Here is a 21,872-nt window from a genome sequence, read left to right as displayed (position 1 = left end):
ACAGGCTAAAAAGAGCCAAATTCCAACATCAGATATCCCGCCGCATCTCCGGCGGAATCGGAAAGTCAGGCATGCCCGGTTTGGGCCCACGCCCCTTACGGAACTGACGCAGCTGGAACACATAAGCCAGCACCTGAGCAATTGCCATATACAGCCCGTCCGGAATCTCCTCGCCAATCTCCGTATTGTGGTACACCGCCCGAGTCAACGGCGGCGTACGTAACACCTCCACCTTGTACTCCCGGGCAATCTCCATAATCTTGAACGCCACCTCATCCGCGCCCTTGGCCACCACAACCGGCGCCCCCATCGACTTCTGATCGTACTTCAACGCCACCGCATAATGCGTCGGGTTGGTAATCACCACATCCGCCTTGGGCACATCCTGCATCATCCGCCGCTGCGCCATCTCCCGCTGCAACTGACGGATCTTGCCCTTCACCTCTGGCTTGCCCTCCGAATCCTTGTACTCATCCTTCACCTCCTGCATCGTCATCTTCAGCTTCTTGTGGTGATCGAAAATCTGAAACGGTACATCAATGACGGCAATAATGATCGTGGCACAGGACAAAAAGAAAAAACTCCAGCCCAGCGTCCAGAGCACATGCTCCATAGCCGGCACCGCCGGCTCCTCCGCAATGCTCAGCAAATCCTCCGTACGCAGATTCAGAATCAGAATTGCGATCGACATAACCAGGCCCACCTTGGCGATCGCCTTTACCAGCTCGATCAGCGAACGCATGGAAAACATCCGCCCCAGCCCTTTGATCGGATCCATACGATTGCCCTTGGGCGCAATCGCTTTGGCGCTGAACAGCAACCCGCCAATGCCGATAGAACCTGCAATCGCAGCAATCAACAACAGAATCAGAATCGGTGCCAGGGCGAGCGCAGCTTCCTTGGCGGAGAGAAACAACTGCACACTCATATGACGGGTATCGAAAATCGCCGAACGCTCAATCACAAAGGCATCCCGCATGATGCCTTCCAGAGCCGCAGCCAGCGACGTACCAAACAGCAACAGACCGCCCGCCCCCGCCAGCAAAACCGCCATGGTTGCCAGCTCCTTGGAGCGAGCTGTCTGCCCCTCTTCCCTGGCCTTCTCAAGCCTTCGTGGGGTAGGTTCTTCGGTTTTCTCCTGACTGTTGTCGTTTTCCTCAGCCATCGCTAGCGCCCCTGCAATTGACGCATAAAATCGAAGGTTTCCCGGGTGTACTGATCAAAGTGCGGAAGGAAGTTGCCGTGCAACACCCAGATGGCAAACAAACCGAAAATCAGACCAATAGGGAAGCCCAGAGCAAAGATATTCATCTGCGGCGCTGCCCGGGTCATCACACCAAACGAAATGTTAACAATCAACACCGCCGTCACGGCTGGCAACGCCAGCAGCATGGCCGACGCAAACATCCAGCTGATGCGATGGGCAAGCTCCCACACACCGCTCTGCCCCAACCCGTCCATCCCGATCGGCATGCTGTGAAAGCTTTCGATGAACACCTCAAATGCCACCAGGTGGCCATTCATAAGCAGAAACAACAGCGTGATAGTGATGGTATAAATCTGGGCAAGTACCGGAACATTCACACCATTGGCGGGGTCCACCATGGAGGCAAACCCAAGGCCCATCTGCATGGCGATCATCTGACCGGCCACCACAAACAACTGCCACAGCGCCGTCAAGGCAAAACCGAGGCCCACACCAATGAGGATCTGCTGCAGCGTAATCACCACCGCATCGGCACTCAGCGCTTCCACCCGGGGCACATCAGGAATCATGGGAACAATCAATATGGTCATCAACAACGCCAGCCCCAGGCGCACACGCGCAGGCACCAGCTGGGTACCGAAAATCGGAATAACCATGAGAAAGCTGGCCAGCCGGAACAGCGGCCAAAGGTGCTGCCCCACCCACTGGCCAAGCAGGTCTGCACTGAACTCCGCCGGTATCATGGGTCAGCCGATCAGGTAAGGAATGCGGGAGATAAGCCCGTTGGCGTGGTCCAGCAAGGTACTCAGCATCCAGGGGCCGGCCGCGATGATCACGATCAACGTGATCAGCAACCGGGGCAGAAAACTCAGGGTTTGTTCGTTGATCTGGGTAGCGGCCTGAAAAGTACTCACCACCAGGCCAATCACCAACCCCGGGCCAATGATCACCGCGGACAGAAGCACAATGAGCCACAGCGCTTCACGAACGATATCGATAGCGGTTTCAGGTGTCATGTCCGGCCTCCTATATGCCGTAACTGGCGGCAAGGGTACCCATGATCAAGGCCCAGCCATCCACCAGAACAAAGAGCATAATCTTGAACGGCAGTGAAATGATAATGGGTGACAGCATCATCATACCCATGGCCATCAAAACACTGGCCACCACCATATCGATGACCAGAAACGGGATAAACAGAATAAACCCTATCTGGAAGGCGGTTTTCAACTCGCTGGTGACAAAGGCCGGCATCAGCACCCAGAAAGAAACGTCCTGAGGGGTTTCGTATTGAACGTCGGCCAGCCGCATGAACAGTGCCAGGTCCGACTCCCGGGTCTGTTCCAGCATGAACTTCCGAAACGGCACACTCGCCAGTTCAACGGCTTCCAGCGAAGTCACTTCTTCCTGGAGATAAGGCTGAAGGCCTGCTTCATTGGCCTCCTCCAGCACCGGTTTCATGATGAAAATGCTCAGAAACAGCGCCAGCCCGAGCAGGATCTGATTTGAAGGCGTTGCCTGCAAACCCAAGGCCTGGCGCAGGATGGCGAACACCACGATGATGCGTGTGAATGACGTCATCATCATCAACATGGCCGGCAGGAAGGTCAGCGCCGTCATCAGCGCCAGAATCTGCAGGGTCACCGAGTACTCTTCTGTGCCGTTCTCGCCGGGCTGTACCGAAAACGCCGGAATACCGGGCAAATCTGCCAGGGCCAATGCCGGAGCCAGCAGGCCCGTGATCAGGGCCAGAAATGGAAAGTAACGTTTCATAACTGCATTGACCATAGCGCTACTCTTTGTGTTCGGGCGCGGCCCGAGACTTGCCCATCAGGCTCTGCAGCTTGCGCGCGAAGTCGCCCGATGCCGCGCTGCTGACATCGACCACCGGCTCATCAAAAACCTGGAGTGTTCGTATGCTGCCGGGCGTAATACCCAGCAATATCTGCTGCCCGCCCACTTCAACCAGGGCAATGCGCTCCCGGGTGCCAATAGCCAGCACAGAAACCACGCGAATGGCGCTGTTGTTCATGCCGGCCATACCGGTCATTCTGCGAATCAGCCAGGCACAGCCGTAAATCACCGCGATCACGGCCACCAGCCCCAAACCGAGACTCATAATGGTGCCGACCGTATCCGGCGTATTGCGGGCCGGCTCTGCTGCAGGCTCGGCGAAGGCACGCACACTGACAAGGGCAGGCAGAAGCCCACGCAGGATAAAACCCACGTTACTTCTGCAACCGCTTGATACGTTCGCCCGGGCTGATCACGTCGGTCAGCCGGATGCCGAACTTCTCGTTCACCATCACCACTTCGCCGTGGGCAATCAGGGTGCCATTAACCAGAACGTCCAGAGGCTCACCCGCCAGCCTGTCCAGTTCGATGACCGAACCCTGGTTCAGCTGGAGCAGGTTGCGAATAGGAATCTGCGTGTTACCTACTTCCATCGAAATGGTGACCGGAATATCCAGAATAACGTCAATGTCAGGCGCTTCACCGGAGCCTGAAAAGCCGCTATCTTCGGCAAACTCTTCCATCGGCGCAGCTCGCACGTCCTTGCCGGACGTTTCCAGGGCTTCTTCACCTTCAGCCTCGGCCATGGCCGCCGCCCATTCATCCTCCCGGGCATCATCCCCGTCGGCATCCCCTGACTCGCCCATTGCGGCCTCCCACTCAGCGGCAAGCTTTTCGTCTTCACTGAGTTCTTTTTCGTCTTTCTTGTCGTCGTCAGCCATTGCGTCCCACCTTCAGTTGTTTCTTCACCTTGGGCAATACAGCCCTTTCATGAATTCTCAGCGCGAGCTTGCCGTCGCGGGTTCCCATGGTCGCCTTGTAGATCGGAATACCGTTGGCTGTCACCGTCAGGTGTTCCTGGATCTCAACCGGGATCACATCACCGGCTTTGAGCTTGGCGATGTCCCGCAGGGAAATCCTGCGCCGGCAAACCGTCGTATTGATGGGCACGCTCACTTCTTTGATGTCTTCCTGAAGCGCATTCACCCAACGTTCATCAATGTCATCAATGTCGCTCTGAACACCGGCGTCCAGCACCTCACGAATTGGCTCGATCATGGAGTACGGCAAGGCAAAGTGAAGCTCGCCGCCACCGCCGTCCAGCTCGATATGAAAGGTACTGACCACCACCACTTCACTGGGGCTGACAATGTTTGCCATGGCCGGGTTCACTTCAGAACTCATGTACTCGAAATCAACATTCAGTACGGCGTGCCAAGCTTCCTTCATATCCTGGAACACCTGGTTCAGCACCATCTGGACAATACGGGTTTCCGTTGGCGTGAATTCGCGCCCTTCGATCTTGGCGTGGCGCCCTTCCCCCCCGAAGAAATTGTCGACCAGCTTGAATACCAGCTTGGCATCCAGAACAAACAGCGAGGTACCACGCAGCGGCCGAACCTTGCACAGGTTAAGGCTGGTGGGCACGTAAAGGGTATGAATGTATTCGCCGAACTTCATGATCTGAACGCCACCGGTTGAGACGTCGGCGTTGCGGCGGAGCAGATTGAACAGGCTGATCCGGGTATAACGGGCAAAACGCTCGTTAATCATTTCGAGCGTGGGCATCCGGCCACGAACAATACGGTCCTGACTGGCGAGATCGTAGGTCTTTACGCCCGCTTCGTCAGTTTCATCATAGGTATCGATGTCACCATCATCCACCCCGTGGAGGAGGGCATCAATTTCGTCCTGTGACAGTAAATCCTGCATACCTGGTCCTGCCCTGAATGTGGCTTATTGCACTACGAAGTTCCGGAACAACACCCGCTCAATGGCAGGCTCTCCTTCCTGCGCAAGCACCTGATTCACCGATTCCAGCATTTTTTCCGCAAGCGCAGTGCGCCCCCCGGGAGTTTGCAACTCGGTAAAATCACTGCCCCCCAGCAACATGACCAACTGGCTCCTGATCAGAGGCATGTGCACATCTGCAGCAGCCAGTGCCGCCGGATCTTTCGCTTCCAACGATACATGAACCTGCGCATACCTCTGCCGCCCCTGGGCCTGAACGGTTGTCACCAGGGGTTTTTCGATATCGGTGTAGCTGCTGGGCACAAACGTCGGTGTGGACGACTCAGGCTCGCTTGCCTCACCCATTCCGGGCAGACTGCCATTTAAAAACCAGAGCGTGCCTGCCACTGACAGCCCTACGGCCAACAGGATAATGACCACAAGGGCGATAATGGCCTTCAGCTTGCCCTTTTTCGCGGGTGCTTGTGCGGTGTTGTTTTCTGCCATGGTGTCCGCTTTGTCAGATTATCGTCACCCTGAAGGATTCAGGGGGCGTTTATCAAGAACAATGCAAAGGACGGGCCAGAAGCACCATCCCTCCTGCTCAAACAAGCAGTTTAGCGTTGCGCGGAGGGATGGGCAAAGACGTTTATGAAAGGCAGGCAAATCGCCCCCGTGTTAGCGGGGTATCAGGCGAAAATATCGACTTCTCCCTTCCAGGCCAGATCAAGCTGCCCAGACTGAGGCCCTTGATCTTCGGCTTCATGAGTCGCCAAGGATCCACCTGCATAGCCAGAACCGGCGTTTTCGTCAGAGTCCCCGCTCTGCTCACCCGTTTGCCGGCCGGGCTGATCCGAGACATCGAACTGGCTGAGCGACAACCCCTGCTCCCCCAGCATATCCCTGAGCCGGTGGGAATGCTGCTCCAGTTGCTCACGAACAACCGGATTGGCCGCATGCACGGTAACGGCCGCCTGATCATTCTGCACCCGTACTTTTACTTCCATCGGGCCCATGTCAGGCGGCGTGAGGTGTATTTCGGCCACCTGCATGTTTCTGGCGGTCAGCCAGCTCAACTTGCCCATAACCTTATCACCCCACTCCGCCTGGCCAACCGGCACATCCACGGTAGTGGCATAGCCACGCAGAGGGAGTGCAGCATCCGGTGTCAGCTTGCCCTGCTGCAAAGCCTGCTGTGCGGCCAGATCCATAGATGCCTGAAACCTGGGGGCGGCCAGCAAGCTGGCAGGGTCTGCCGGTCGTACGGTTTCAGTCGTGACATTCGCCGCCAGCAAATCCGATAACTGGCTTGCAGGAGTCATACCCGGAGTACTGGCGCCCTGACCGTTGATAACCCCCGCCAGCATTGGCTTTCCAGGCAGACCTCCGTTCATTAATGGCTGGAAGGCTGCCGCTTCGCCATTCACGGCTGCATTCGCCGCAGCGCTGGCTGGCAGCACCAAGGACTGGAGATTGGCAAAGGTAAGCGGTGCAACGGCCTCAGTCTGCGCCTCAGGCGGGTGATCAATAGCTTCCTCAGCGGCCGCCACGGCATCGTTGCTTGCCTGTGCCTGATCGGTGCCAGGCTGACCGACCGCCTCGCTGGCGTCATTTGTTCTGGTATTACGGTTATCGGCTTCCGCTTTCGCGTCAGCTTGACGGGCCTGTTGCTTATCCCGGGCGGACTCTGCCTGGTCCCGACGTTCAGCACGTTTTTGCTCCAAACGGTCCTGCTCCGAACGGGATACCTGGTCAAAGCGGCTTTCGCCGTTGTCTGCACTGCGACTGCCAGTGGCAGCCTTTGACCCTGCGGCGTCCTGTGGCATGCCGGGGCCTGAAGTCTGGGGAAGAATTGTCTGTTGCATGGCAACCTCTTGCCGCTTTAAGTCTCAGAGTCACCCATAAGGGGAGGCTTAATCTGAGTTTGCAAAAGTGATGCCAAACAAGGTTTTTGCCGCTATTGATTAAAGTGTTGCAGGCGCCAGGCGACGTCTTCGAATTCCTTTTCAATCCTTGTCATGACGCCCGGCGCCTGATCAAGCTGGTCATTTTTACCCAGCTTTTCGGCATCAAAGCACAGCTCACCGAGTCGTGGCGCGCCAATGTTGACGCAGCTTCCTTTGAAGCTGTGAGCCGCTTTTGAAAACTGATCTGAATCTGCATCGGCAAGGGCATCGCGCAGGCTTTGAATTCGTGTGCGCGAATCCTCCAGATACGTCTGGATCAGCACGTCGAACTCATCTTCCATCACATCCTGCAGCTCCGCCAGAGCTTCTTCATCAAGGTGAGGTTTATCGTTCATTACTTATCCTCGCGTTTGCTGTCTGATCCATCATGAGCGCCGAGGGCGTTATCTGGAAACGTCCAATCATAGACTATTTCAACGCAGTTACCCGGCCCATGTACGGTCAATTCCTTCGTCATACGCTTCAGTATCTCAAGACCACGGCCCGCATAACCATTACCGGGGCCGGTTTTGGCCGGCGACCTGGCACCCTGGACATCAATGTCAAAGCCCCGGCCACTGTCCTCACACCGAATTCTGAGCCTGCCCGCCCCGGGCCGGGATTCATGGCTCAGTGAGAACCGGATGTAATGGCCATCGATTTCAGTCAGGCGGCGTTTTCGCTCCTGATAATAGAGACTGAAGCCCTTGGCCGAACTTTTCCACTCGGAGGACAGCTCCAGCACGCCATGCTCCAGAGCGTTGTTGTAGAGCTCAGACAAGAGGGTATAGATCTCGCCGCTCCTGCGCCGCAAGCCCGGTACTTCCATACAAATATGCAGCAACAACGGCAGCGGATTGAAGTCCGCCAGGGTGCGTTCGCGAATCTCGTACACACAGTGCCATTCGCCCGGGCCGGACAAGGAAGATTCAGGAGACTTTTCAAAGGACTCCGCCTGCACGCTGCCGGCGATCACTTCGAGGCTACACAAGGTTAAATCGTCCGCCGGCTCCGGCCGACCGGTAAACTGACGCAGGTGCATCGTTAACGCATCAAAGGGGTGTTCCTCCGCCTTCAGGCCTGCCAATACCCGGCGCACACCCTCTTCACCAAAACACCGGCCCTGATCATCGCAGGACTCCGGGAAACCATCGGTCATCACCACCAACCGGTCTCCCGGCAACGCGTCCAGCACGTCCATTGACGCAGTGAAGCGATCCGGCGCCAGCACACCCAAGGGCAGATGTCTGGAAGGAATCGCCACCCGTTCGCCGTTCTTTCGCACCAGCCAACCATCTGGCAGTCCGCCGTTCCAGGCCCTGAGGGCATTCTGCTTACCGTCGGCCTCAACCATGACACCACAGCAGAACATGCCAGTGGGCAAGATCCGGCACAACTTGCGATTAATCTCGCGCAGGATATCCGCAGCGCCAAAGCCTTTTTCGGCCATGCCGTAGAATACCTCTGCCACTGGCATGGCACCAATCGCCGCGGGCAAGCCGTGGCCCGTGAAGTCACCAAGGAAAATAACGATTCCTCCACCGGGGCGCTGAGCAGCAAACAGGACATCGCCATTGAACACAGAGAGTGGTGAAGCGTGATAACGAATATTCGGGGCATCCAGGCACCCGGTGTGAGCCACATTGTCAAAAACGCGCCGGGCTACTTTTTGCTCCGATAGCAACTGCTCATTCTGACGGCGGATCTGATCCCGCTGCTCGGAGAGCGCATGGTGCATGGAGCGCATTCGGTTGAAGGCGTTGATCTTGGCTTCCAGGATCACGCGATTGTAGGGCTTGACCAGAAAATCGTCGCCACCCGCTTCCAGGCACCGGGCGAGTTCGCCGGCATCGGAGAGCGAGGTCAGGAATATCAACGGGACCAGGCGCTCGCCCGCCAGGGCCTTGATCTGCCGGGCGGCTTCCATGCCATCCATTCGGGGCATGAGCGCGTCCAGCAACACGATATCCGGCTGAAACTCTGAGAACCGGGCTACGGCCTCAATGCCGTCAGACACCTCAACGACCTGATGTCCCAGGCGACGCACCAGAGTCGCGAGAATCAGCCGGTCGCTGTCGCTGTCTTCCGCAATCAGTACCTTCAAGGCAGGAGCCTCAGCGGATGCTGAAAAGTTGCTCAAAATTCGAGATGGAGAGAATGCGCCGGACATCGCCGTTGCAGTTTTCGATCACCACACTGGCGCTGTCACCGCCGGCATGATCCCTCAGCAACAACAGCATGCCCAATGCGGAACTGTCCAGATAGGTTGTATCGGAGAGATCAATAACGTAGTTTTTTACCGACGGATCGCTGTGCTCATAGGCGTCACGAAACGCCTGATGAGTACTGAAATCAAAACGGCCCTGAACCCGGATTGTCAGAGTGTGGCCGTCATCACTGCGTCGCGTATCTATCGGCATTCGCGAACCTCCCTGCATTTACCGCTAACGATCATAGCTGATCCTTACTGTCCGCTGAGCTGCTTGTTTGTCTAAGGATAGACAAATTAACGGAAATTGCATCTGTCGTTTGGGGCGGGATGACAGGCCGGGAAAGGCGGTCTCAGCGCGGCCTTCGAGCAAAGGCCCTGCCAGCTGCTTCGTCCGCCAGTTTCTGCTCTTTCGAGTCCTGCTCACGCTGCTCTTGCTGCCGGCAGGATTCAATATACTTTTCCATGCCCCGTTTACGCTCCCAGGCCTGCTGCCATTCCCGTCGCCGGGCTTCAAACAACTGCTCGGCCTGCAGGAGCTGACGCTGCTGCTGGGCGATCACCTGGTCAAGCTGTGCAATAAACGCCTGCCAGGCCTGCAAACGGGCAACAGGTACTACGCCCTGCTGGCTTGCGCGAATCTGATTTCGGTACTCCTGCTGGTAGCGCTCCAGGTTTTCTACCTGTTCTTTGTGCGCGTCTACCTGTTTGCGGGCCTCGCCCATCAGCTCCAGCGCCGCCTGCTCCTTGCGCTCCTCCAGGGTAAGTACTGCTTCAAGGCGCCGGGAACGCAGCATCAGCCTTCTCTCCGCTCAGCGTTGGGGCCGGGTACGGCGTTTTTCTGGCGTTCGGGCGACCGGCGCTCAGGAACCACCTCCAACAACTGGTCGATACTCTGTTTCAGTGGTGCACTCTCGTTCAGTTCCTGTTGAAGGAACTGGCGCATGTTAGCGATATGCTGGATGGCAAAGTCTGTTTCCGGATCTGAGCCTTTCACATAGGCCCCCACGCTGATCAGGTCGCGGGCCTGTTGGTAACGGGAGTAAACCTGTTTGAAGCGCTGGGCTCTTGAGAAATGTTCGGGGTTTGTGACCTGCGGCATTACCCGGCTGATGGAGGCTTCCACATCAATGGCGGGGTAATGGCCCTCTTCAGCCAAGCGGCGAGAAAGCACGATATGACCATCCAGAATCGCCCGGGCCGCGTCGGCAATCGGGTCCTGCTGGTCATCGCCTTCTGTCAACACGGTGTAAAAGGCGGTAATCGAGCCACCGCCCGGTCGACCATTGCCGGTTCGCTCCACCAATTGCGGCAATTTTGCAAAGACCGACGGTGGATAACCCTTGGTCGCGGGAGGTTCGCCAACAGCCAGGGCAATTTCACGCTGTGCCTGGGCATAGCGGGTCAGGGAGTCCATCAGCAGCAAAACCCGCTTGCCCTGGTCCCGATAATATTCGGCAATTCTCGTAGTCAGCATGGCGGCACGCAACCGCATCAGCGGCGAGTCATCCGCAGGCGATGCCACGACAACCGAACGGGCAAGGCCCTCTTCGCCCAGAATGTCTTCGATAAACTCCTTCACCTCACGGCCCCGTTCGCCAATGAGACCTACCACGGTGATATCGGCATCGGTAAACCGGGTCATCATGCCCAGCAGCATACTCTTACCCACGCCGCTGCCCGCAAACAGACCCAAACGCTGCCCCTGACCAACCGTCAGTAACGCATTGATGGCGCGAATACCCACGTCCATCGATTGACGCACAGGCGCACGGTTCAGGGGATTGATGATGTCGCCTGTCAACTGGACCCGCGCTTCCGCCTGCAGCGGCCCTTTGCCGTCCAGCGGATCACCGGCGCCATTGACCACGCGGCCCAGCATTTGCGGACCGACGGGCACACGACTGGCGGACGATAAAGGAACAACCCGGGCGCCCGGCTTCAGGCCCTCGATGGCGGTCAGTGGCATCAGGTAAACCTTGTTCTCTTCGAAGCCCACCACCTCGGCTTCAACGCTGCCCGTTCCTTCTCCCTGAATCACACAGCGATCGCCGACAACCATCGGGCATCCCACGCATTCAAGGGTAAGACCAACCATCCGCGTCAGGCGGCCGGAAAGCTCCGGCTCTGGTTCCGGGCTGATGGCACCCTGAAGCTGTCGAAGGCGATCAGCCAGTCGGGAGGTCATCGCCCTCTTCCTTCTGCGCAGGCTCAGGCGACGGCACGGCGTCAGGGCTCATGGCCGAATCACTGAGGACATCCCGATGAAAATCTGTCAGCTCTCCCATTCTGGAGTCTGCCAGTTCGCTCTCGGGGCCGGTGGCATCCGCGAGTTGCTCTTCAAGCATGCCCTGAACCGCACGCTGGAAGCGCTTTTCGACCGTGTAATCCACCAGACTGTGAAGTGTTTCCACTTTGCAGCCGCCGGGCATCAGGCTGTCGTCTTCAACAATCACCGGAGCAACGTCCAGGCGCTCGGTCACTTCCCGAACCGGCTCAAGATCATCCGGATGAATATGGATACGCACATTATCGGCCGCCGAGGGCAGCGCCCTAAGCGCTTTGCGAACAACCTGACGAATCTGGGAGGAGTCGATACTGAGCTCGCGATAGACCACGGCACGGGCCAGCACCGTCGAGAGATTGACGAGTGCAGATTCCAGCTCTTCTTCGTGGCGTTCGATAGGCAACAACAACTCGCCCAACAAATGTTCCAGCCGGTCCAGTTTGGTGGCGACTTCCTGGCGGGTTTCTTCGGTGGCCTGTTGACGCCCCTGTTCCCTGCCCTCCACTTCAGCCGCGGCAAAGCCTTCCTGATGGCCTTCGCTACGCCCCTGGCTGAATCCTTCCTGGTGCCCGGCTTCGAGCCCTTCACGAAAGCCGTCTTCCCGCGCCGCCTCACGGATCTCAGCCAGGTCTGCGGCGGTAAGGGGCTTCACCTCCTCTTCCTGCGCAACCTGGTTGCCACGTTCATCAAGCAGGGGCAGCTCCCAGCGTTCCCAGGCGGTCATCTGTTCTTTGCGGATAGGTTTGGCATCCTGATCGGAGTCTTTCATCACATCATTTCTTCACCGGCACCGCCGAGCGAAATTTCGCCAGCCTCCGCCATTCGACGGGCAACGGTGATGATGTCTTTCTGTGCGGATTCCACTTCGCTGACCTTGACCGGACCTTTGGCTTCCAGATCATCCTGAAGCAACTCTGCGGCCCGCTTGGACATATTCTTGAAGATCTTTTCCTTGACCGCTTCGTCGGAGCCCTTCAGGGCTACAACCAACACCTCGGATGACACTTCCCTGAGCAGGGCCTGAATACCCCGGTCGTCAATATCCTTGAGATTGTCGAAGACAAACATGAGATCTTCGATGGTGGTGGCAAGGTCCGGGTCCATATCCTTGATGGAGTCCATCAGGGTGCCTTCGATCGCCCGGTCCATAAAGTTCATGATATCAGCGGCCCGTTTAACACCGCCAATACGACTGGTCTTGGCCGCTGAGCCACCCGAGAACTGTTTCTCGAGAATGTCGTTGAGCTCTTGCAGAGCCTGGGGCTGGATGCTTTCGAGCGAGGCGACCCGCATCATGACATCCAGGCGCACACGTTCATCAAGGGTTGCCAGAATTTCGGCGGCCTGGTCCGGGTCGAGGTAGGAAATAACGATGGCCTGAATCTGTGGATGCTCGTAGCGGATGATATCGCCGACCGCCCTGGGCTCCATCCATTTCAGGGTGTCCAGGCCGGTGGTGTTTCCGCCCACCAGAATGCGATCAATCAGGCTGGCGGCTTTGTCGTCCCCCAACGCCTGGGTCAGCATCGCACGGATGTAGTCGTCGTTACCCACACCCAAGCCGGTCTGCCCGCCGACGGCGTCAACAAACTGATTAAGCACATAGGTTACGTCATCCTTGCTGACGTCCTGCATCTGCGCCATGGCAACGCCCACGCGCTGAACCTCTTTCGGGCCCATGTGTTTCAGCACTTCAGCGGCATCAGCCTCACCCAGCGACATCAGCAGGATCGCAGCCTGCTCTACCCGGGAGATTTTTCTCTGCGGCTTTTTGGGAGCAGCTTCACCCTGCTGGAGGTTTTGTTCAGTCATCGACGTTCACCCACTGGCGCATAACCTGTGCAACCCTGGCCGGGTCTTCTGCAATCAGGCCTTTGAGTGCATTCAACTGCCTATCATAGCTGTCTGTAGCGCCGGGCAAAAGCAGTTCATCCTGAGATGCCATGGCGTCTCTGAGGGCACTGCCCCCTTCAATGCTGTCGAGCCCGCCGTAGCCGTCGTCTTCCGAGCCTTCTTCTCGTTCACGGCGGCCACCACCAGACAAACTCTTCAAAGTCGGGCGAAGCAGGCCCAGCACCAGAATCAGAATGACCAGCCCGGCCAGAACCTGTTTCATCAAATCCCAGAACCAGGGCTGCTGCCAGAATCCGGGCTCCTCAAAGGTCACGGCTTCTTCTGGCGCAAAGGCGGTATTCATGACGGTTACGCTGTCACCCCTGGCAGCCGAGTAGCCTACGGCATCCCGCACCAGCATTCCAAGCCGCTGAAGCTCGGCTTCAGGCCATGGCTCGTAGGTTACCTCGCCCGTTTCCGGATTCACCACTTTCATGTCGTCGACCGCGAGGGCAACGGTTACGCGTTTGACCGCACCCAGTTCCTGGCGGGTATAGCTGACAGTGCGATCAATCTCATAGTTTCGGGTCGATTCCCTGCGGACATTCACCGGGGGTGCAACGGCTTCTCCATCTTCACCGGCATCGGCGTTGGCCACTTCCGGCACGGTTGCCTGCCCGGGAGGCTGATTGGAAAGTGCGCCGGGCACACCGGCCATGGCACCGCCAGCACCACGCTGCTCAGAAAGCTCACGCTCGCTGCGCACCGCTTGCTGTTCCGGATTATAGAGTTCTTCTGCCCGTTCAACCGCGGAGAAATCCAGGTCTGCAGACACCTCCGCACGATAACGGCCGTCACCAACAATCGGGGAAATCAGGGACGCCACGCGTCGGGTCAGGCGCTCTTCCACTCTGCTGGTGTATTCATACTGATCTTTCATGCGATCAGTCTCGCCCCTGGCTTCATCGCCGGTCAGCAGATTGCCATTCTGGTCAACCACCGTCACCTGAGCACGGTTCATCATGGGGATACTGCCCGCCACCAGGTTCACGATGGCGCGAATCTGCTCCTGCTCTGGCCGTCGACCAGCAAACACTTCCAAAAACACCGATGCGGTCGGTTCACGGGCATCCCGAATGAATACCGAACGTTCCGGAATGGCCAGATGCACACGGGCATTCCGGACACCGCGCATACTGGCGATGGTGCGCGCCAGCTCACCTTCCAGGCCACGACGGTAGCTGATGGTTTCCATGAACTGGGAGGTGCCCAGGCCCCGATCCTGATCCAGTAACTCATAGCCTATGGTTTTGCGATCTGTGACCCCTTCAGCCGCCAGCTTCAACCGGGCGTTGTACACCTGTTCCGAAGGCACCAGCAGTGCGCCGGTACGCGGGTCCATTTTGTAATCGATACCGCTGCTTTCGAGAATCGTGGTTACGTCTTGCGGATTGTAGGCCGACAAATCGCCAACCACCGGCTGGTAGTTAGGCTCCTGAGCCCACAGCACCACCGCAACCCCGAGGGCAACGCTGGCCGCCAGCCCCACCATGAGGCCAATCTGGCGCAACAAGTGCAGACGATTGAACCCGAGCAACAAGTTGCTGCGGCTTTCGGATGCATCTGAGTCCTGGGTTGCGGGCAGGTCAGACGCTGCGGTTTGGGCGGGTACGCTTGCCATGCTACTGCTCCGTTATCAGATCGGCATATTCATGATGTCTTCGTAGGCCCTGACTACCCGGTTACGAACCTGGGTCAGCGCTTCGAAGGACACACTCGATTTCTGGGCGGCAATCATCACGCGGGTAATATCGACGTTGGGATCGCCCATTTCGTAGGCGGTACGCAGTTCACTGGCGTGACTCTGTACCTCGTTCACACTGTTCACCGCGTTGCCGAGCATGTCGTTAAAGCTGGGGACTTCCCGGGTGTCCTGGACCTGCCGCGGGCCATCAATGCGACCGCGCACGGATTGATTTTGTTCGACCTGCTGATTCTGCATCATCTGGGATCGCAGATTCCGGATCTCGGACAAAACATTGTTAATGTCGGCACGCTGAACCATATCACTCTCCAGAACACCCAGGCGGGCATCAGTTATTCATTCTCTGAGACGGTTAAAGCAAACGGCAGGCCAAAACCACTTTAATTAATGTTTTCATGGAATTAACAACAGGAGAGAAGGGTTCAGACAAACTTTTGACAGGAATATGGCGGGCTGAGCGCGGCCGAACGCCGTGGCCGACAAAAAAGCGGCACCCCGAAGGGTGCCCGAAGGAGTAGAGGTCTGAGAAGGTCGAACGATTTAAGCGGCCGCCAGTTCGGCGTCGAGATCAATGCCGGCATCACGCATCTGCGCGAGCTTATAGCGCAAGGTTCTGGGGCTGATGCCCAGCTGCTCGGCAGCCCGGTTACGGCGGCCACGCTCCTTTTTCAGCGTCTGGATAATGATACGGAACTCCTGCTGACGCAGATCATCCCCCAGCGAACCGGCAGCATCTGTGACCTGCTCAAGACTTTCCGGGCGGATTTCCGGCGCCACGTCTTGTTCGAGCTGGCGCTCATGGATTTCGGGCTCAGCAAACGGTGCCGTTGGCTGCGTGAACTCGGAGGAACCGGTAATGCCCATCTCCAGGCACAGATCACCGGCGTGAATAACGTTGCCCTGATGCAGCACCAGTGCCCGCTGGAGGGCATTATCCAGCTCGCGCACATTACCAGGCCAGCGATAGGCCAACAGGGCCTGGCGGGCGTCTTCAGCCAGACTGATACCGGTAAGTTTCATCTTCCGGCAGTGCTTCTTCAGCAGCGACTTTGCCAACGGCATGATATCCAGCGTGCGCTCGCGCAACGGCTGCCAGCGCATCGGAAAGACCGTCAACCGGTAGTACAGATCTTCCCGGAATTTACCGTCACGCACATAGTCCGCCAGGTCACGGTTGGTGGTGGCGAGAACCCGGACATCCAGAGCGATGGTCTTTCGGCCACCGACCCGCTCAACTTCACGCTCCTGCAAAACCCGGAGCAGCTTGGACTGCAGCCCGAGATCCATCTCTGAAATTTCATCCAGCAGGATGGTGCCACCGTTGGCCTGTTCGAATTTGCCTGGTGAGGATGCAACCGCTCCGGTAAAAGCACCTTTCTCGTGGCCGAACAGAATGGCTTCCAGCATGTTTTCCGGGATGGCCGCACAGTTAATGGCCACAAATGGCTGATCCGCGCGAGGTGACCGCTGATGAATGTAGCGGGCCAGCACTTCTTTACCGGTGCCGCTCTCGCCGGAAATCATCACCGTCGAATCACTCGCCGCCACTTTCGCCGCAAGCTGGAACATGCGCTTGCTGACCGGGTCTTCAGCCACAGGCTCATCGCCCGACTTCTGGCGCACGCCACCAACCACTTTACTGACAGCCTCCACCAGAACCTGCGGTTCAAACGGCTTGACGAGGTAATCAATAGCGCCGGACTGCATGGCAGACACCGCATGGCTGATCTGACCATACGCAGTAATCAGCATCATCGGCAGACCCGGGTAAAGCCGCTGCACCTCCGCCAACAGTTCGTGACCGGAAAGGCCAGGCATGTTGACATCACTGACCACCATATCCACCGGGTTGCGAGCCAGGCTGGCGAGCGCTTCCTGACCATTTGCCGCTTCACACACCTGAAACCGGGCCAGTTCAAGGGTTGTTACCAGTGCTTCCCGCAGGTCCTGGTCATCTTCCACTATCAGAATCTGAGCCTTTGCCATGTCTATGCCTCCACCTGCTCTTTAAACCCGGCCAGCCAGCGTGGGCAGCCGCATAACGGCCACTGCCCCACCCTGTCCGGCAGATTGAATCGAAAACTCGCCCCTGTGGGCCTTTACCACCGCCTGAACCACCGCCAGGCCCAAACCCGTACCATGGGATTTCGTGGTGTAAAACGCTTCCATGATTTTACCGGTCTGCTCCGGCTCAAAACCCGGGCCGTTGTCCACAACCCGGATTTCCAGCCCGCCACCGGAAGACGACACCTGCAGCCGGACTTCTGTCGCACCGGCTTCCAGGCTGTTGTTCACCAAATTCGTGCAGGCACCGACCAAGGCATCGCGGTTGCACATCAACCGACATTGACGGCCAACGGAATTATCCAGAGCCACTGCGGCACCGGGCGCCAGCTTCAAGCCATCAACGGCGGACGCCAGCGCTGCAACCAGCTTGTCGGCAGACAGCTCTTCTGCCAGTCGGGTCTCGCCCCGGGCGAAAATCAGCATGTCCCGCACCTGCTGCTCAAGGTGCGTCAGGCGAGACATCAAGCGAGAGGCACAGCGCTGACGCAACTCTTCATCGAGATCCGGCTGGCTCAGGTGGCCGCCATAAAGAATGGCCGCAGACAGGGGCGTGCGAATCTGATGCGCCAGAGACGCTACCATCTTGCCCATGGCAGACAGGCGCTGGGCGTGGGCAAGCTGCGACTGCAGTTGCCGGGTTTCGGTAAGGTCGGTCAGCAGAATGAGCTGGCCAGGCTGATTTTCCATTGTCCGGATTTCGATACTGACCCGGCGGCCGTCTTTCAGAGACACCTCATGGCCATCGTCGCTCCGCGGGGAAAAACAGCGTGTGATCACGTCAACCCAGCGTTCACCGTCCAACGGCTCACCAAGCAGCGCCATCGCTGCAGGATTGCACTGACTGACAACGCCACGCTTGTCGAGCACCACGACACCGGCCGGAAGTGCTTTGAGCAGCGTCGAAAGGCGGTCTGCCAGTTGCTCTTTCTCTTCCAGTTCCTGCTGGCGCTGGCGAGATTCGTGGGACAATTCCCCAGACAACTGGTTAACCCGAGACTCAAGCGTTCGATAGGAATCCGTAATCTGGCGCGACATCCTGTTGAACAGCTCCAGGGCTGAATCCACCGCCTCGTCGTCTTGTTGAGGAAACAGTGCCGTTACCTTGTCATTCGCATCAGCAGCAGCGTTCACACCCACCTGGGTGTGCCCCGGTTCCAGAACAAATTGTGCCTGATTCATAACCTTCCCCCTGAGACCAACCCCTTACAGGCCAGACCACTCGGATGTTTCGTTTGGAGTCAGTTATGCCAACACTGTGCCATCTTTAATTTTTGTTTATATTTCAATGGGAAAGAATTGTAGGGAAGGGAGAGGTGACGGCTTTTCGTCGGCTTTATCGAGGTGTGGCGCCCGCAGGTTACGAACCTTTGACGCCACACCGAAGGGGATATCAGGATTCGTCGGAGTCGTCCCGAAGGCCGTACTTACGAACTTTCTCCACCAAGGTGGTTCTGCGAATCCGGAGTTTTTCAGCAGCCCTGGCAACAACGCCGGCAGCTTCATCCAGCGCCTGCTGAATCAACTGTTTCTCGAGGTTAGAGAGGTAATCTTTAAGATCGATGCCATTAACCGGCAACAAAGCTGGCGCATCCAGACCGACCAACCCCGGTATCGCTGACGGCATGCCATTGTCCTCAACGGGACGATTTTCATCATAATCATCCACATATCGAAACTTCTTGGGCAGCTCCTGCACACCAATCACGCCATAGGGGTGCATGATCGCGAGTCGCTCAACCAGGTTCGCCAGCTCCCTCACGTTGCCGGGCCAGTCATGGCGGCAGAGGCTCATAATGGCTGCGGAATTCATTCTGAGGGAGCCGCGCTTTTCTTTCTCCATCCTCGAGATCAACTCGTTGATGAGCAGAGGAAGATCCTCAACCCGCTCGCGCAGAGCGGGCATTTCAATGGGGAACACGTTCAGGCGGTAATAGAGATCTTCCCGGAATTCGCCACCTTCAATCATGCTTTCCAGATTCTTGTGAGTCGCGGCAATAATGCGCACATCCGCAGACTGAGTGCGATTGCTTCCCACCCGCTCAAATGTGCGCTCCTGCAGCACCCGCAGAATTTTGACTTGCATGTTCAGCGGCATATCACCGATTTCGTCGAGAAACAGCGTGCCACCCTCTGCCAACTCAAAGCGCCCCACCCGAGCCGTGATTGCGCCGGTAAAGGCCCCTTTTTCGTGACCAAAGAGCTCGCTTTCCAGCAGTTCGGCAGGAATGGCACCACAGTTGACGGGAACAAAGGGTTTGTCGCGACGCGAGGAGTGATAATGCAGGTTCCGGGCGACCACTTCCTTGCCCGTACCAGACTCCCCGGTAATCAGCACACTGACGTCTTTATCGGCAACCTGCTCCATCAGCTGACGAACCTGCTGCACTCGCCGACTGGTACCGACCAGGCTACGAAAAAGCTGAACACCGCGTTGCTGGCCACGCTCCCGCGAACGGCTGAACTGACCACGGTAGATCTGCGCCCGATAGAGCGAATCTACAAACTTGGTATAGTTCAGCGGCCATTCCATCCGGGCGATCAACCGCGCCGCATCCTCATCCGAAAGGTCCGCAGTATCCAGGTCACCCACCAACAAAATGGGTAATCCAGGTACAGACTTACACACAGCCGCAATGGCGGCCTCGGCACCGGAATCCTCACCGTTAATCACCGCAACGGATGCACTTTCCCGTTGTTCCGCGTCTTCACTTGCCAAAAGCGCCAGTGCTTCGTCACCAGCCAGAACCTGCTCTTCACCGACGAATTCAAGAATGGTCACCAGATCACGGCGCCGGGTCTCGTCTTCGCTGAGCACCAGCACTTTGTTATTTTTCGACATGCACAGAAATCTCTGTCGGGGATTTGAGCGGTATTTAAGACTGTCCGGCGTCAGGAGTCAATTTTATGACGCCATTTCCAGAGCCAAGTCAACTTCATCATGGCGCCAATCGTGGCACCTCACTACTTGGGCCGGCCTGAGGAAACGTTTTCGTAGGCTTTGGCGGCGGTACGATTCTTACTAACACCGCGCAGCGACTGGCGAGCCTCTTCTCGCGCGCGGGTCGCGCTCTGCTCGGCCTCGGCTACAAAGCGATTCAGCGACTCCAACCGCTCCTTCACCAGCGAGGGCTCAACCTCACCATGCTCCATCAACATCATGAGCGGCTCCACAGCCGGTTTCACCCTGTTATTGAGCTCCGCCAGTGCGTCCCAGTCTTGTGCTTTCAAGGCGTCTTGCAGAAGGGTTTGCAGATGATCGAGTTCTGCCAGAAGGGATTCGGAATTCGCCATGGGCTGTCTCCTGTTACATGAGTGAACACAGACCCCAGGCATAACCCGCAATGCAGCCGCCACCCTGACGGGTGGCGGCCAGGCAGGAAAGTATTACCGGCGGGCCGCTCGACGGGCAGCCGACGCGGTGAATTCATTTCCGCGATAGCCAGGGGCAAAATCGTAAGCCGGATAGCCGTCGTTCAGACCATCAACGTAGTACCGCTGTGCTTTCAGATCATACGTCATTTCCAGAGTAGTCCAGAACACCGGCACACTGTAGTGACTGATGTTATGAGCTTCGGAAACCCGCCAGAGCTCTCCAGCCTCGTTGTACTCCTCTGATGCCAGAATCTGCCAGCTGTCCTCATCAATGTAGAAAACCCGACGATCGTATATGTGGCCAATACCGGTCCGGCGCTTGGCCTCCACGACCCAAACCCGGTGCAGCTCGTAACGGGCCAGGCTCTGATTGATGTGATTGGCTCGGATGATGTCGTCCGGGCGAACGTCTGCATCATGCAGCTTGTAGGCATTGTACGGAACCAAAAGTTCTTTCTTGCCCTTGAGCTCCCAGTCGTACTGGTTTGGTGCACCGTTGTACATGTCTTTCTGATCAACCGAACGCAACGAAGACGAGTTCGGCAGATCGGTTTCATAGGCCATGTTTGGCGAACGGCGCAAGCGGCGAGAGCCTGCATCGTAACGCCAGGCAAGGCGTGGCGAACGAATCTGGTCCAGAGTTTCATGCACCAGTGTGATGGTTCCCGCCAGGGTGCTTGGGGCCAGGGTTTCCGTCTTCAGATAGAAAATTTTGTTATCAATGTCGGCCAGGTCTGCGCCATCTCTGCTGTACGCGAAGAAATAGTCATAGTGGTTCACAACAGCATTGAATGAGCCGTCACGCTGGGGGGTCGCTGATGCACTGCGGAAGGACACTTCCTCGCCCCGGTACCGGAGGATGTGATTCCAGATCACCTCAAGTCCGTTCTGGGGGATCGGGAACGGGCTGGTCATAATGGTGTTACGAACGCCATTACCGTTATCCAGCAGTTCCGCAGTAACCGCATTCTCCAGGAATTTTTCGTAAACGTGCTCCGGGAAGGCGGCGGTGCGGCGGGTCTCGTACACCGGCATAACGAAATCAGGGCCATACTGCGTCAGCATTTTGATATGGCCATCCGTCAGGTTGTCGCGGTAAAGCTCCAGATTGTCCTGTGTCACCACAAATAACGGCTTGTCTTCCGGGAACGGATTGATTTCCACGGTTCCTTCGCGCCAGTTGGCGGGAGGGGTTGCCAGGCCACCCTGCCATTCTGGGATGGTACCCGCAGCGTTGCCAGCGCGCTCAGCACCAACCGGCGTCAACTCACCCTTCAACCGCTCTGCTTCCGCGGGAGAAACTTTGGCCCAAACCGGACCGGAAACGCCCAAAATTACTGCTGTAACGGCCGCATATAGACGGTTTCGCATCCCTTAACCTCCAACATGTGTCTCGCGAGTGATTGAATTTCACCCAAAGTGCGCTCTTTTTGCCAAATTCA

At 57.4% G+C, this 21,872-nt stretch carries 23 protein-coding genes; all 23 read right to left on the bottom strand.

The window, feature by feature from the left end; translation table 11 throughout:
• Positions 1-28 precede the first annotated feature (28 nt).
• On the bottom strand, positions 29-1,165 hold the full coding sequence (gene flhB, locus QPL95_RS01070) for a flagellar biosynthesis protein FlhB (protein ID WP_303289168.1): 1,137 nt from the start codon (positions 1,163-1,165) through the stop codon (positions 29-31).
• Positions 1,166-1,167: 2 nt separating this feature from the next.
• On the bottom strand, positions 1,168-1,950 hold the full coding sequence (gene fliR / locus QPL95_RS01065) for a flagellar biosynthetic protein FliR (protein ID WP_303289167.1): 783 nt from the start codon (positions 1,948-1,950) through the stop codon (positions 1,168-1,170).
• Positions 1,951-1,953: 3 nt separating this feature from the next.
• Positions 1,954-2,223 carry a flagellar biosynthesis protein FliQ gene (gene fliQ / locus QPL95_RS01060; RefSeq protein WP_303289166.1) on the bottom strand — a complete coding sequence of 90 codons (270 nt, stop codon included), beginning with the start codon at positions 2,221-2,223 and terminating at the stop codon, positions 1,954-1,956.
• Positions 2,224-2,233: 10 nt separating this feature from the next.
• Positions 2,234-2,995 (bottom strand): flagellar type III secretion system pore protein FliP, encoded by a 762-nt coding sequence (gene fliP / locus QPL95_RS01055; protein ID WP_303289165.1) that lies wholly within the window; start codon positions 2,993-2,995, stop codon positions 2,234-2,236.
• 4 nt (positions 2,996-2,999) lie between these two features.
• Positions 3,000-3,392: a flagellar biosynthetic protein FliO gene (gene fliO, locus QPL95_RS01050; protein WP_303289712.1), complete on the bottom strand. Its 393-nt coding sequence runs from the start codon at positions 3,390-3,392 to the stop codon at positions 3,000-3,002.
• A gap of 43 nt (positions 3,393-3,435) precedes the next feature.
• Entirely contained in the window at positions 3,436-3,942 is a 507-nt protein-coding gene (gene fliN, locus QPL95_RS01045) for a flagellar motor switch protein FliN (RefSeq protein ID WP_303289164.1), read from the bottom strand.
• Positions 3,935-4,933 carry a flagellar motor switch protein FliM gene (gene fliM / locus QPL95_RS01040; RefSeq protein ID WP_303289163.1) on the bottom strand — a complete coding sequence of 333 codons (999 nt, stop codon included), beginning with the start codon at positions 4,931-4,933 and terminating at the stop codon, positions 3,935-3,937. Before fliM ends, fliN begins: the two co-directional genes overlap by 8 nt.
• A gap of 24 nt (positions 4,934-4,957) precedes the next feature.
• Positions 4,958-5,458 (bottom strand): flagellar basal body-associated FliL family protein, encoded by a 501-nt coding sequence (locus QPL95_RS01035; protein WP_303289162.1) that lies wholly within the window; start codon positions 5,456-5,458, stop codon positions 4,958-4,960.
• 182 nt (positions 5,459-5,640) lie between these two features.
• Positions 5,641-6,816 (bottom strand): flagellar hook-length control protein FliK, encoded by a 1,176-nt coding sequence (locus QPL95_RS01030; RefSeq protein WP_303289161.1) that lies wholly within the window; start codon positions 6,814-6,816, stop codon positions 5,641-5,643.
• Positions 6,817-6,908: 92 nt separating this feature from the next.
• Entirely contained in the window at positions 6,909-7,253 is a 345-nt protein-coding gene (locus QPL95_RS01025; RefSeq protein WP_303289160.1) for an Hpt domain-containing protein, read from the bottom strand.
• Positions 7,253-9,001: a fused response regulator/phosphatase gene (locus QPL95_RS01020; protein WP_303289159.1), complete on the bottom strand. Its 1,749-nt coding sequence runs from the start codon at positions 8,999-9,001 to the stop codon at positions 7,253-7,255. The genes QPL95_RS01025 and QPL95_RS01020 overlap by 1 nt, the downstream gene beginning before the upstream one ends.
• Before the next feature lie 10 nt (positions 9,002-9,011).
• Positions 9,012-9,317, bottom strand: a complete 306-nt coding sequence (locus QPL95_RS01015; protein WP_303289158.1) for an STAS domain-containing protein — start codon at positions 9,315-9,317, stop codon at positions 9,012-9,014.
• A 142-nt stretch (positions 9,318-9,459) separates the two neighbouring features.
• Positions 9,460-9,903: a flagellar export protein FliJ gene (gene fliJ, locus QPL95_RS01010; RefSeq protein ID WP_303289157.1), complete on the bottom strand. Its 444-nt coding sequence runs from the start codon at positions 9,901-9,903 to the stop codon at positions 9,460-9,462.
• Positions 9,903-11,294, bottom strand: coding sequence for a flagellar protein export ATPase FliI (fliI, locus tag QPL95_RS01005; protein WP_303289156.1), 1,392 nt, complete (start codon positions 11,292-11,294; stop codon positions 9,903-9,905). The genes fliJ and fliI overlap by 1 nt, the downstream gene beginning before the upstream one ends.
• On the bottom strand, positions 11,275-12,162 hold the full coding sequence (locus QPL95_RS01000; protein WP_303289155.1) for a flagellar assembly protein FliH: 888 nt from the start codon (positions 12,160-12,162) through the stop codon (positions 11,275-11,277). The genes fliI and QPL95_RS01000 overlap by 20 nt, the downstream gene beginning before the upstream one ends.
• Positions 12,162-13,205 (bottom strand): flagellar motor switch protein FliG, encoded by a 1,044-nt coding sequence (fliG, locus tag QPL95_RS00995; protein WP_303289154.1) that lies wholly within the window; start codon positions 13,203-13,205, stop codon positions 12,162-12,164. The genes QPL95_RS01000 and fliG overlap by 1 nt, the downstream gene beginning before the upstream one ends.
• A complete protein-coding gene (fliF, locus tag QPL95_RS00990; RefSeq protein ID WP_303289153.1) occupies positions 13,198-14,907 on the bottom strand; it encodes a flagellar basal-body MS-ring/collar protein FliF in 1,710 nt (569 codons plus the stop codon). Before fliF ends, fliG begins: the two co-directional genes overlap by 8 nt.
• Before the next feature lie 15 nt (positions 14,908-14,922).
• Positions 14,923-15,291, bottom strand: coding sequence for a flagellar hook-basal body complex protein FliE (gene fliE, locus QPL95_RS00985; RefSeq protein WP_303289152.1), 369 nt, complete (start codon positions 15,289-15,291; stop codon positions 14,923-14,925).
• 240 nt (positions 15,292-15,531) lie between these two features.
• Positions 15,532-16,977 (bottom strand): sigma-54 dependent transcriptional regulator, encoded by a 1,446-nt coding sequence (locus tag QPL95_RS00980; RefSeq protein ID WP_303289151.1) that lies wholly within the window; start codon positions 16,975-16,977, stop codon positions 15,532-15,534.
• Between the two features lie 21 nt (positions 16,978-16,998).
• Positions 16,999-18,237, bottom strand: coding sequence for a PAS domain-containing sensor histidine kinase (locus QPL95_RS00975; protein WP_303289150.1), 1,239 nt, complete (start codon positions 18,235-18,237; stop codon positions 16,999-17,001).
• 211 nt (positions 18,238-18,448) lie between these two features.
• Positions 18,449-19,897, bottom strand: a complete 1,449-nt coding sequence (locus tag QPL95_RS00970) for a sigma-54 dependent transcriptional regulator (RefSeq protein ID WP_303289149.1) — start codon at positions 19,895-19,897, stop codon at positions 18,449-18,451.
• A 122-nt stretch (positions 19,898-20,019) separates the two neighbouring features.
• Complete coding sequence (locus QPL95_RS00965) at positions 20,020-20,349, bottom strand: SOS cell division inhibitor (protein WP_303289148.1); 330 nt, start codon at positions 20,347-20,349, stop codon at positions 20,020-20,022.
• Between the two features lie 93 nt (positions 20,350-20,442).
• Positions 20,443-21,801, bottom strand: a complete 1,359-nt coding sequence (locus tag QPL95_RS00960) for a DUF1329 domain-containing protein (RefSeq protein ID WP_303289146.1) — start codon at positions 21,799-21,801, stop codon at positions 20,443-20,445.
• Positions 21,802-21,872: the final 71 nt, after the last annotated feature.

It is taken from the genome of Marinobacter sp. SS5-14b (assembly GCF_030541005.1).
In the GTDB taxonomy this organism is placed as follows: Bacteria; Pseudomonadota; Gammaproteobacteria; order Pseudomonadales; family Oleiphilaceae; genus Marinobacter.
Note: the sequence above shows the minus strand (reverse complement) of the source record. Positions and strands in the feature narration are given on the sequence as shown.

Excerpts from the sequence above, each read along its gene's own strand:
- flhB (WP_303289168.1), bottom strand. The coding sequence starts at position 1,165 with ATGGCTGAGGAAAACGACAACAGTCAGGAGAAAACCGAAGAACCTACC.
- QPL95_RS00980 (WP_303289151.1), bottom strand. The coding sequence starts at position 16,977 with ATGGCAAAGGCTCAGATTCTGATAGTGGAAGATGACCAGGACCTGCGG.
- QPL95_RS00975 (WP_303289150.1), bottom strand. The coding sequence starts at position 18,237 with ATGAATCAGGCACAATTTGTTCTGGAACCGGGGCACACCCAGGTGGGT.
- fliP (WP_303289165.1), bottom strand. The coding sequence starts at position 2,995 with ATGGTCAATGCAGTTATGAAACGTTACTTTCCATTTCTGGCCCTGATC.
- QPL95_RS01035 (WP_303289162.1), bottom strand. The coding sequence starts at position 5,458 with ATGGCAGAAAACAACACCGCACAAGCACCCGCGAAAAAGGGCAAGCTG.
- QPL95_RS00970 (WP_303289149.1), bottom strand. The coding sequence starts at position 19,897 with ATGTCGAAAAATAACAAAGTGCTGGTGCTCAGCGAAGACGAGACCCGG.
- fliF (WP_303289153.1), bottom strand. The coding sequence starts at position 14,907 with ATGGCAAGCGTACCCGCCCAAACCGCAGCGTCTGACCTGCCCGCAACC.
- QPL95_RS01000 (WP_303289155.1), bottom strand. The coding sequence starts at position 12,162 with ATGAAAGACTCCGATCAGGATGCCAAACCTATCCGCAAAGAACAGATG.
- fliE (WP_303289152.1), bottom strand. The coding sequence starts at position 15,291 with ATGGTTCAGCGTGCCGACATTAACAATGTTTTGTCCGAGATCCGGAAT.
- fliJ (WP_303289157.1), bottom strand. The coding sequence starts at position 9,903 with ATGCTGCGTTCCCGGCGCCTTGAAGCAGTACTTACCCTGGAGGAGCGC.
- QPL95_RS00965 (WP_303289148.1), bottom strand. The coding sequence starts at position 20,349 with ATGGCGAATTCCGAATCCCTTCTGGCAGAACTCGATCATCTGCAAACC.
- QPL95_RS01030 (WP_303289161.1), bottom strand. The coding sequence starts at position 6,816 with ATGCAACAGACAATTCTTCCCCAGACTTCAGGCCCCGGCATGCCACAG.
- fliQ (WP_303289166.1), bottom strand. The coding sequence starts at position 2,223 with ATGACACCTGAAACCGCTATCGATATCGTTCGTGAAGCGCTGTGGCTC.
- fliN (WP_303289164.1), bottom strand. The coding sequence starts at position 3,942 with ATGGCTGACGACGACAAGAAAGACGAAAAAGAACTCAGTGAAGACGAA.
- QPL95_RS01015 (WP_303289158.1), bottom strand. The coding sequence starts at position 9,317 with ATGCCGATAGATACGCGACGCAGTGATGACGGCCACACTCTGACAATC.
- fliM (WP_303289163.1), bottom strand. The coding sequence starts at position 4,933 with ATGCAGGATTTACTGTCACAGGACGAAATTGATGCCCTCCTCCACGGG.
- fliG (WP_303289154.1), bottom strand. The coding sequence starts at position 13,205 with ATGACTGAACAAAACCTCCAGCAGGGTGAAGCTGCTCCCAAAAAGCCG.
- QPL95_RS00960 (WP_303289146.1), bottom strand. The coding sequence starts at position 21,801 with ATGCGAAACCGTCTATATGCGGCCGTTACAGCAGTAATTTTGGGCGTT.
- QPL95_RS01025 (WP_303289160.1), bottom strand. The coding sequence starts at position 7,253 with ATGAACGATAAACCTCACCTTGATGAAGAAGCTCTGGCGGAGCTGCAG.
- fliI (WP_303289156.1), bottom strand. The coding sequence starts at position 11,294 with ATGACCTCCCGACTGGCTGATCGCCTTCGACAGCTTCAGGGTGCCATC.
- fliR (WP_303289167.1), bottom strand. The coding sequence starts at position 1,950 with ATGATACCGGCGGAGTTCAGTGCAGACCTGCTTGGCCAGTGGGTGGGG.